Here is a 9295-nt window from a genome sequence, read left to right as displayed (position 1 = left end):
CTCCGCCTTGCAGCTGCACGCACCAGACCCCGCTCGAGCCAGGTCGAAAAGGCACCGCCCCTCCAGCCGACCTGATCCAAACGACAGACCCTAGACACGCTCGGCGACGCGGCGCAGGTGCGCGGCGAGCACGGCCTCCGCGTCCGGGGTCAGGGTGCGCAGCGCCACCATGGCCGTGACGATGACGTCGCAGAGCTCGGCCCGTACGTCGTCCCAGGTGTGGCTCGTGCCCTTGCGCGGGTTCTGGCCCATGGCGCCGATGACCGCCTCGGAGACCTCGCCGACCTCCTCGGACAGCTTCAGCATGCGCAGCAGCAGGGCCTCTTGGGGGGCCCGCTGGTTGTGGGACTCCAGCCAGTCGTGGAGGCGGCCGATGGTGTCCCACGTGTTCGGGGGAGTCGCGGGCGTGTGCGGGGCGGCCTGCGGCGGGCCCGGTCGGTCGTTCATGGCCCGCAGCCTGCCACGCGGGCTACTCCTCGGGCGAGGCGCTCTCGCGTACGTTCTTCTTGCGCGCCCCCAGGGTCACGAGCACCCCGACCGCGGTGCCCGCGAGCGCGGCGGGGACCATCCACGCGCGGTTGAGGGAGTGGCCGATCGCGTGGTCGACGGAGTAGCGGCCGGGGCCGGTGACGGCGATGGCCGCGGCGGTCATGCCGAGGAACGCCGGGTATTCGTAGCCGCCGCCCTGGCTGAAGAAGCCGTTCGGCGCGTGCACGGCCGAGGCGCCCGCCATCGCGCCGGCCGCCGCGGAGCCCGCCGCCGGTGTGGCGAGGCCCAGGGCGAGGAGGGCGCCGCCGCCGGCCTCCGCGAGCCCGGCGACCAGGGCGTTGCGCTTGCCCGGCTTGTAGCCGATGGACTCCATGAAGGCGCCCGTGCCTTCGAGGCCGTGGCCGCCGAACCAGCCGAACAGCTTCTGGGCGCCGTGTGCGACGAGCACCCCTCCGGTTCCCGCACGCAGGAGCAGCAGTCCGAGATCACGGCGGTCCAGGCACGTACAGGTCATGGGAGGCTCCCAAGGCGGTGGGCGGGAAACGGAATCTGTCCTCTCCCACCGTCCGACGGACCGGCCCCCGGCACCCGGCCCAGGCGGCCGTACGGGTGAGGGGCGCCCGCGTCCCGGTGGCGCGGACGCCCGCCCGGTGTGAGCGTGAGCCCATGAGCATCCAGGTGAACCGGCTCGGCGACCCCTCGGTCCGGGCCTTCGTGACCGCGGTGAACGCCCACGACAAGCACGCCTTCGAGGCACTCCTCGCGCCCGGCGCGACCATGTCCGACGACGGCTCCGACCGTGACGTCGCCGAGTGGACCGAGCGGGAGATCTTCTCCTCGCGCGGCCACATGGACGTCGAGTCGGAGTCGGACGGGGGCCGCGTGCTGCTCGTCACCTACCGCAACGACACGTGGGGCGAGATGCGCACCAAGTGGCGCTTCACCCTGGACGACGCGGGCAGGATCTCCCACTTCGAGACGGGCCAGGCCTGAGCCGTCACCTCCGGATGGCGGTCAGTGGCAGCTGACGTGCCCGGAGCCGGTGCGGGACCAGGAGCAGGAGTCCTGGAGCGAGCCGCTCGGCTTGATGAGGCGGGCCTTGTCGCCGGTGTTGTTCCAGACGTAGCTGCCGCGGCCCCAGTAGCGCACGCCGGAGACGTTGGTGCCCTTGCCCGTGCGGACCTTGACGGTCTTCCCCGCGCCGATCTTGTAGCTGCCGAAGGTGTAGGTGTACCCGGTCTTGTCCTTGAGCTTGTAGCCCTTGAGCTGGATCGGGGACCGGGTGTTGTTGTGGATGTTGACCCACTCGGCGTTCAGCGACGAGTTCGAGCGGGTGTCGCGGCCGGGGCTGTCGTACTGGATGTAGCCGAGGTGCAGCCCGCCCTGGTGGCTCGCGGCCGACGCGGGCGACGCGGCGAGCAGGGCCGCCGACAGAGCGGTGGCGGCGAGGACGGCGGGGACGGCGGTGCGTATGCGCAACAGATGCTCCAAGTGTGAAGTTCTCGTGGAGAGACGCTGAGCATACGGTGCGTGCTGCCCCTGATTGGGGCGGTAGGTCCGGCTCCGCTTGTGCAGGTATCAGCCGTGTGACCGCCCCTTGCGAGCCGCCCGGCCGCCGCCCCGGGGCCTCGCCCCGCCGCGCCGCGTCAACCCCGTCCGACGTAGGGCATGTTGGTGGCCAGGACCGTCGCGAACTGGACGTTCGCGTCGAGTGGCAGCTCCGCCATGTGCCGTACCGTGCGCGCCACGTCGGCCACGTCCATCACCGGCTCGCCCGCCATCTCGCCGTTGGCCTGGAGGATGCCGGACCGCATGCGCTCGGTCATGTCGGTCGCGGCGTTGCCGATGTCGATCTGCCCGACGGCGATCCGGTACGGCCGCCCGTCCAGGGAGAGTGACTTCGTCAGGCCCGTGAGGGCGTGCTTGGTCGCCGTGTACGCCACCGAGTGGGGCCGCGGGGTGTGCGCGGAGATGGAGCCGTTGTTGATGATCCGGCCGCCCTGCGGCTCCTGCTCCTTCATCTGCCGGAAGGCCGCCTGCGCGCAGAGGAAGGCGCCGTTGAGGTTGGTGTCGACGACGTGCCGCCAGGCCTCGTAGGGGAGGTCCTCGACCGCGACGCCGCCGGGGCCGAACGTGCCGGCGTTGTTGAAGAGCAGGTCCAGGCGCCCGAAGCGCTCGCGCACGGCGGCGAAGAGGGCCGCCACGTCCTGTGGCCGCGACACGTCGGTCCGTACGGGCACAACGGCGTCGTCCCGCACGCCGCTCCCGGCGCGCGCGAGGGCGGCCGTCTCCTCCAGGGTCTCTGCCCGGCGGCCGGCGAGCGCCACCGACCAGCCCGCGGCGAGCAGTTCGAGGGCGACGGAGCGGCCGATTCCGGAACCGGCTCCGGTCACCACGGCGGTCTTCGCGGCGGCCTGCCCTCCGGTCGTCGGGACGGCGGCCCGGAAGGGGTCCTGCGCGGGAGTTGGCTCAGCGTTCATGGCCCCGCAGCGTACGGGAGGGGCGTCCACGCGGACATCATCCGCCCGCCATCCGGCTGTTGTGTACGCGACAGGCCACCGTCGTCCCGCGCTACTTCCATGCCCCTGACACCAATCGTCAGGGAAGGGTCCAATGACACCCGCAGGCACGCACCACGCACCCGAGCTCCGCGCCGCTGCCCAGCACCTCGGGCGCCGCCGCTTCCTCACCGTCACCGGAGCGGCCGCCGCGCTCGCCTTCGCCACCAACCTGCCGAGCGCGGGCGTCGCCGCCGCCGCGGAACTGGACGCCCGCCGCATCAAGGACGACCCCTTCACGCTCGGCATCGCCTCCGGCGACCCGCAGCCCACCTCCGTCCTGCTCTGGACCCGCCTCGCCCCCGCCCCCTACGAGCCGGGCGGCGGCCTGCCGAAGGAGCGCGTCTCCGTCCGCTGGGAGCTCGCCCACGACGCCCGCTTCCGCCGGGTCGCCAGACGCGGCACGGCCACCGCCCACCCCGAGTTCGGTCACTCCGTGCACGTCGAGGTGGACCACCTGGACCCGGGCCGCCGCTACTACTTCCGCTTCCGCGCGGGCCAGTGGACCAGCGAGACCGGCCGCACCCGCACCGCGCCCGCGGTGGGCAGCAGCCCCGGCTCCCTGACCCTCGCCGCCGTCTCCTGCCAGGCCTACCACGACGGCTACTTCACCGCCCACAAGCACCTGGCGCAGGAGGACGTCGACGTCGTCTTCCACCTCGGCGACTACCTCTACGAGTACGCCGTGAACGCGGTGGGCGGCGCCCGCAACTACACCGACCGCACGCTGCCCGCCCACTACAACAAGGAGACCAAGACCCTGGAGGACTACCGCCTGCGGTACGGCCTCTACAAGTCCGACCCCGACCTGCGGGCCGCGCACGCCGCGCACCCCTTCGTCGTCACCTGGGACGACCACGAGACCGAGAACAACTACGCCGACGACATCTCCGAGAACGGCGACCCGGCCGCGGAGTTCCTGCTCCGCCGCGCCTCCGCCTACCGCGCGTACTGGGAGAACCTGCCGCTGCGCCGCCCCCAGCTCCCCAAGGGCCCCGACGCGCAGCTCTACCGCCGCCTGGTGTGGGGCCGCCTCGCCCAGTTCGACATCCTCGACACCCGCCAGTACCGCTCCGACCAGGCGTACGGAGACAAGGCCCACGCCGCGGGCCCCGAGACGGACGACCCGGCGCGCACCATCACCGGCGCCACACAGGAGCGCTGGCTCCTCGACGGCTGGCGCCGCTCGCGCGCCCTGTGGAACGTCGTCCCCCAGCAGGTCACCTTCTCCCAGCGCAAGCTGGACCTCACCGCACAGGCCAAGCTCTCCATGGACGCCTGGGACGGCTACCGCGCCTCCCGGCAGCGGGTCCTCGCGGGCGCGAAGGCCGCGGGCCTGGACAACCTGATGGTGCTCACCGGTGACGTGCACGTCGGCTACGCCTTCGACATCAAGGCCGACTTCGACGACCCCTCCTCCAGGACCCTCGGCACGGAGATCGTCGCCACGTCCATCGCCAGCGGCAAGGACGGCGCCGACAAGCCGGCCAACTGGGAGACCTACACCAAGGCCAACCCGCACCTGCGCTTCTACAACGGGCGGCGCGGTTACGTGACGGTCGGCCTCGGCCGGGAGTCGGCGCGGGCCGACTTCAAGACGGTCGACGCCGTCACGAAGCCGGGGGCGCCCCTGAAGACAGCGGCGTCCTTCGTCACCGAGGCGGGCGACCCGGGGCTTCGGCCGGCGTAACCGCCCCTGGGGCTCCGCCCCGGACCCCGCTCCTCAAACGCCGGAGGGGCTGAAACCACAGCCCGTCCGGCGTTGCCACCCGCTCCGGTCCGGGGCGGGGCCCAGAGCTGCGAACATGGGGGGACACGAAGTCACTGGGAGGGGCGAGATGCCTGAGCGCGGGCAGACGACGGAACAGGACCGGATACGGAAGGCGGCGGAGCCCAAGAGCCCCGTCGCCCTCCGCCGCACCGGAGCCCTGGTGACCCTGGTGCTCGGCGGTCTCACCGCCGTCCCGCCGCTGTCCATGGACATGTACCTCCCGGCCCTGCCGGAGGTCACCGACGTCCTGCACTCCCCGGCAGCGACCGTCCAGCTCACCCTCACCGCCTGCCTCATGGGCATGGCCCTCGGCCAGCTCGTCGTGGGCCCCATGAGCGACAAGTGGGGACGCCGCAGGCCGCTCCTCGTCGGCCTGCTCGTCTACATCGTCGCCACCGCGATCTGCGCCTTCGCGCCCACCGCCGAGCTCCTCATCGGCTTCCGCCTGCTCCAGGGCCTCGCGGGGGCGGCCGGGATCGTCATCGCCCGCGCGATCGTCCGTGACCTGTACGACGGCGTGGAGATGGCCCGCTTCTTCTCCACCCTGATGCTGATATCCGGGGTGGCCCCGGTCGTCGCACCCCTCATCGGCGGCCAGGTCCTGCGCTTCACGGACTGGCGCGGCATCTTCGTCGTCCTCACCGGCGTCGGTATTGCCCTGACCTTCCTGGTGTGGCGGATCCTGCCCGAGACCCTCGCCCCGGAGAAGCGGCACAGCGGCGGCACCGCCGAGGCGCTGCGCACCATGCGCTCGCTCCTGGCCGACCGCGTCTTCACCGGCTACATGGTCGCGGGCGGCTTCGCGTTCGCCGCCCTCTTCGCCTACATCTCGGCATCGCCCTTCGTGATCCAGGAAATCTACGGCGCCTCGCCGCAGACCTTCAGCCTCCTCTTCGGCGTCAACTCCATCGGCCTGATCGCCGTCGGACAGATCAACGGCAAGGTCCTCGTCGGCCGCGTCAGCCTGAACAAGGCGCTCGCCTACGGCCTCGCCACCATCGCCGTCGCCGCCACCGCCCTGCTCCTCATGACGACCGGTGTCTTCGGTGACGTGGGCCTGTTCCCCGTCGCCGCCGGGCTCTTCGTCCTGATGTCAGCGATGGGCCTCGCCATGCCCAACACCCAGTCGCTCGCCCTCATCCGCACCCCGCACGCCGCCGGGTCCGCCTCCGCGCTCCTCGGCACCTCCTCCTTCCTCGTCGGCGCCATCGCCTCACCGCTCGTCGGCATCGCGGGGGAGGACACCGCCGTCCCCATGGCCGTCGTCCAACTGGTCTGCGCGCTGGCGGCCATCGCATGCTTCGTGGGACTGTGCCGCCCCTGGCAGCACAAGCCCACGGAGGAGGCGGACCACTGAGCTCACCACGACTTCTGCGCACCGGCACCCCCGAGCGCGCGGGCCTCGACCCGGACGAGATCGGCCGTCTGGTCACCGAGGTGCGCGAGCTGACGCGCGGGCCACGCCCCTGGTGCGCGGGCGCCGTCGTCGTCGCGGGCCGCGGCCCCGTCATCGCCGCCGAGGAGGCGGCCGGGTGGGCGGTGCGCTACGCCTCGTACGACCCGGAGACCGGCCAGGGCGTCGAGCTGCCCCACGAGTGGCGTGTCCCCACGCGGGTGGACACGCCCTTCGACCTGGCCTCGCTCACCAAACTCTTCACGACCGTCGCCGCCGTGCAGCAGCTGGAGCGCGGCACGCTCGGCATCGACGCGCTCGTGGGCGCGTACATCCCCGATTTCCGGGGCGCCGCCGCGCACGGCGTCACCGTGCGCCAGCTCCTCACCCACACCTCCGGGTTCCGGCCCGAGCTGCCGCTGTACGACTGTCCCGACGACGCCTCGCGGCTCGCGGCGCTGCGGGCGGAGGAACCGGTCGGGGAGCCCGGCGACTACGTCTACTCCGACCTGAACATGCTCCTGCTCCAGCACATCCTGGAACGCCTCACCCGGCGCTCCCTCGACGACCTCGTGCGCGAGGGCATCACCCGGCCGCTCGGCATGGCCGGCACCGGCTTCGGGCCGCGCCCGGACGCCGCCGCCACGGAGGACCAGCGCAGACCGTGGGCCAAGGCCGACCGGGGGATGCTGCGGGGGGTCGTCCACGACGAGAACGCCTGGGCGCTGGGGGGTGTCGCCGGGCACGCCGGGCTCTTCTCCACGGGGCGTGACCTCGCGGTCTTCTGCCGGACGATCCTCTGCGGGGGGTCCTATGGCAGGGCCCGCATCCTTGGGCCCGACTTCGTCGAGCTGATGATGATGGGGAGTGGGCTGGGGTTCGGGATCGATCAGCCCTGGTTCATGGGGGAGCTTGCGGGGCGTGGCGCCGCGGGGCACACCGGTTTCACCGGGACGTCCCTCGTTCTCGACCCTGCCAGCGACACGTTTCTCGTGCTGCTCGGCAATGCGGTGCATCCGCGGCGGGGGGCGCGGGGGGCCCTGGACAGTTCTCCGCGGGCGCGGGCGGCCACTCGGCTGGCCAGGGCTGCCGCGCTGTAGGGGGCTGTGCCCTTCGCGGCGCGTCTGCCTTCTGACGTTCGTCTCGCGGGTGCGGGTCGTGTGTGGCTGTTCGCGCAGTTCCCCGCGCCCCTGGGGTGGCCTTGCTCGTTGCTCGCCGGCGAGTGGTGGGACCGTAGACTTTGGGGGTGAACGTGCCGATCTCCATCAGTCCTGCTGACGCCCTGCGTGCCGCGCTCGGGGGGCTGCTCGACGGGCTGCCGCCGACGCAGGCCGCGCGGGCCGTCGACCGGCTCATCGCCAGTTACCGGGGGCTGACACCCACCGACGCGCCCATCCTGCGGGACCGCGCGGATGTCGCCGCGTATGCCGCGTACCGGATGCCCGCGACCTTCGAGGCGGTGTGCTCCGCCCTGGAGGCACTCGCCGGAGCGGCGCCCGAGGGATGGGCGCCCGGCAGTCATGTGGACGTCGGCGGTGGCACCGGGGCCGCCACGTGGGCGGTCGCCGAGACCTGGCGGGGCGAGCGGCCCGTCACCGTTCTCGACTGGGCCGAGCCCGCGCTCGCCCTGGGTCGCGAACTCGCCCAGGGCACGGAGCAGTTGGCGTCCGTGCGGTGGGAGCGCGCGCGGATCGGCGGCTCGCTCGTGATCGAGGACGCCGATCTCGTCACCGTGTCGTACGTCCTGAAGGAGCTGACGGAGGACGACCGGCGCTCCGTCGTCGACGCCGCGGCAGGGGCCGCCGCACAGGCCGTCGTCATCGTGGAGCCAGGCACCCCCGACGGCTACGCCCGGATCATCGAGGCCAGGGACCGCCTGATCGCCGCCGGATTCCGCGTCGCCGCGCCCTGCCCGCACAGCGCGCCCTGCCCCATCGAGCCCGGCACCGACTGGTGTCACTTCTCGGCACGGGTCAGCAGATCGTCCCTGCACCGCCAGGTCAAGGGCGGCTCACTCGCGTACGAGGACGAGAAGTTCAGCTACGTGGCGGCGACCCGCTTCGACCCCGTACCGCCGGCGGCGAGGGTGGTGCGCCGACCGCAGATCCGCAAGGGCCAGGTGCTCCTCGACCTGTGCGTGGCCGAGGAGCAGTTGCGCAGGGAGACCGTGACCAAGCGCCACGGCCCCCTCTACCGCGCGGCGCGCGACACGGACTGGGGCGACGCGTGGCCGCCCCGGTCCGCGGAGTGACGCAGGCCCCTTAGGAGCCGGCGCCCCACGTGCCCTGGTTGACCGCGCAGCTCCAGCCGTTGCCGCGCACGGTGAACTTCACCCGGTAGTTGCGCTTGCTCAGCAGGTGCGTGCGCACCTTGAAGCCCAGCTTGGCCTTGCCCGCGAGGCTCTTGTCGTAGACCTTGACGGTCTGCGACGTCCTGCGGGTGATCTTGCCGCCGGTCGGCGTCGCCTTGCCGAAGCGGATGTTCTTGACGTTGGTGACGGTGAAGCTGACCTTCTTGAAGCTCTTGGTGCTCTTGCTCTTCAGCCCGAAGTACAGGCCCCCGTTGGTCACCCACCCGTTCCGGTCGACCTGGAAGCGGGAGGTGTAGATGATGTCGATCGGGCAGCCCGAGCTCTGCGCCGCGGCGCTCGGAGCGGCAGACGCGGCCCGCGCGGTCGGCTTCTCCGACGCGGACGCGGCCCCCGCCACGCCGAGTTGTGCGGCGGTCAGGGCCCCCGCGGTCGCCAGAATCGCGGCTGATGTGCGCATACGGTTCACTGCGCTGATACCTCTTCCCCCTGGGCCCGGGAGGTACCGGGCCCGACTGTTTGGTTGTCGTGACACGGCTGCACAAAAGGGTCCGTGCGGCCGTGCGCCCGTATTGGTATCACGCGGGATGCGTGTGGGGAGGGTGAGCCGGGGAGTCTGGGACGAATTCGTGAACTTTTCGTGAGGGACCGCCGGGCGGCCGTGGTGGGGCTCCCCCCCCAGACGGAAACACGACAACCCCCCCTCTCTCCCCCAGCGGCCAGGGGGGGGGATCGGCCCCCCACCCCCCCGTTTCCCCCCCCCCCCCCCCCCCCCC

General features: G+C 72.3%; 10 protein-coding genes. 5 read left to right on the top strand and 5 right to left on the bottom strand.

What is annotated here, in order from left to right; all coding sequences use genetic code 11:
- Positions 1–90 precede the first annotated feature (90 nt).
- Together ACZ6JY_RS38410 and ACZ6JY_RS38405 are read right to left on the bottom strand one after the other, a co-directional pair.
- Entirely contained in the window at positions 91–447 is a 357-nt protein-coding gene (locus ACZ6JY_RS38410) for a MazG-like family protein (protein WP_469203838.1), read from the bottom strand.
- Positions 448–469: 22 nt separating this feature from the next.
- The gene (locus ACZ6JY_RS38405; protein ID WP_469203836.1) at positions 470–1003 is read right to left on the bottom strand and encodes a DoxX family protein; all 534 of its coding nucleotides are present in this window, start codon (positions 1001–1003) and stop codon (positions 470–472) included.
- A 152-nt stretch (positions 1004–1155) separates the two neighbouring features.
- Between ACZ6JY_RS38405 and ACZ6JY_RS38400 the strand changes: the two genes are divergently transcribed.
- A complete protein-coding gene (locus ACZ6JY_RS38400) occupies positions 1156–1482 on the top strand; it encodes a nuclear transport factor 2 family protein (protein WP_469203834.1) in 327 nt (108 codons plus the stop codon).
- A gap of 21 nt (positions 1483–1503) precedes the next feature.
- On the opposite strand, the gene ACZ6JY_RS38395 is transcribed toward ACZ6JY_RS38400, so the two are convergent.
- Positions 1504–1968 (bottom strand): lamin tail domain-containing protein, encoded by a 465-nt coding sequence (locus tag ACZ6JY_RS38395; protein WP_469203832.1) that lies wholly within the window; start codon positions 1966–1968, stop codon positions 1504–1506.
- Positions 1969–2135: 167 nt separating this feature from the next.
- Positions 2136–2969, bottom strand: coding sequence for an SDR family oxidoreductase (locus ACZ6JY_RS38390; protein ID WP_469203830.1), 834 nt, complete (start codon positions 2967–2969; stop codon positions 2136–2138).
- 133 nt (positions 2970–3102) lie between these two features.
- Between ACZ6JY_RS38390 and ACZ6JY_RS38385 the strand changes: the two genes are divergently transcribed.
- The 4 genes from ACZ6JY_RS38385 (at position 3103) to ACZ6JY_RS38370 (ending at position 8462) form a co-directional block, all read left to right on the top strand.
- The gene (locus ACZ6JY_RS38385; protein ID WP_469203828.1) at positions 3103–4737 is read left to right on the top strand and encodes an alkaline phosphatase D family protein; all 1635 of its coding nucleotides are present in this window, start codon (positions 3103–3105) and stop codon (positions 4735–4737) included.
- Positions 4738–4885: 148 nt separating this feature from the next.
- Complete coding sequence (locus ACZ6JY_RS38380) at positions 4886–6175, top strand: multidrug effflux MFS transporter (RefSeq protein WP_469203826.1); 1290 nt, start codon at positions 4886–4888, stop codon at positions 6173–6175.
- Complete coding sequence (locus ACZ6JY_RS38375) at positions 6115–7311, top strand: serine hydrolase domain-containing protein (protein ID WP_469203824.1); 1197 nt, start codon at positions 6115–6117, stop codon at positions 7309–7311. The genes ACZ6JY_RS38380 and ACZ6JY_RS38375 overlap by 61 nt, the downstream gene beginning before the upstream one ends.
- A 152-nt stretch (positions 7312–7463) precedes the next feature.
- Positions 7464–8462 carry a small ribosomal subunit Rsm22 family protein gene (locus ACZ6JY_RS38370; protein WP_469203856.1) on the top strand — a complete coding sequence of 333 codons (999 nt, stop codon included), beginning with the start codon at positions 7464–7466 and terminating at the stop codon, positions 8460–8462.
- Between the two features lie 10 nt (positions 8463–8472).
- Here the strand turns inward: ACZ6JY_RS38370 and ACZ6JY_RS38365 are convergent, their stop codons facing one another.
- Entirely contained in the window at positions 8473–8979 is a 507-nt protein-coding gene (locus tag ACZ6JY_RS38365; RefSeq protein ID WP_469203822.1) for a hypothetical protein, read from the bottom strand.
- Positions 8980–9295 lie beyond the last annotated feature (316 nt).

The sequence above is a fragment of the Streptomyces sp. NPDC046335 genome, from assembly GCF_055587985.1.
Note: the sequence above shows the minus strand (reverse complement) of the source record. Positions and strands in the feature narration are given on the sequence as shown.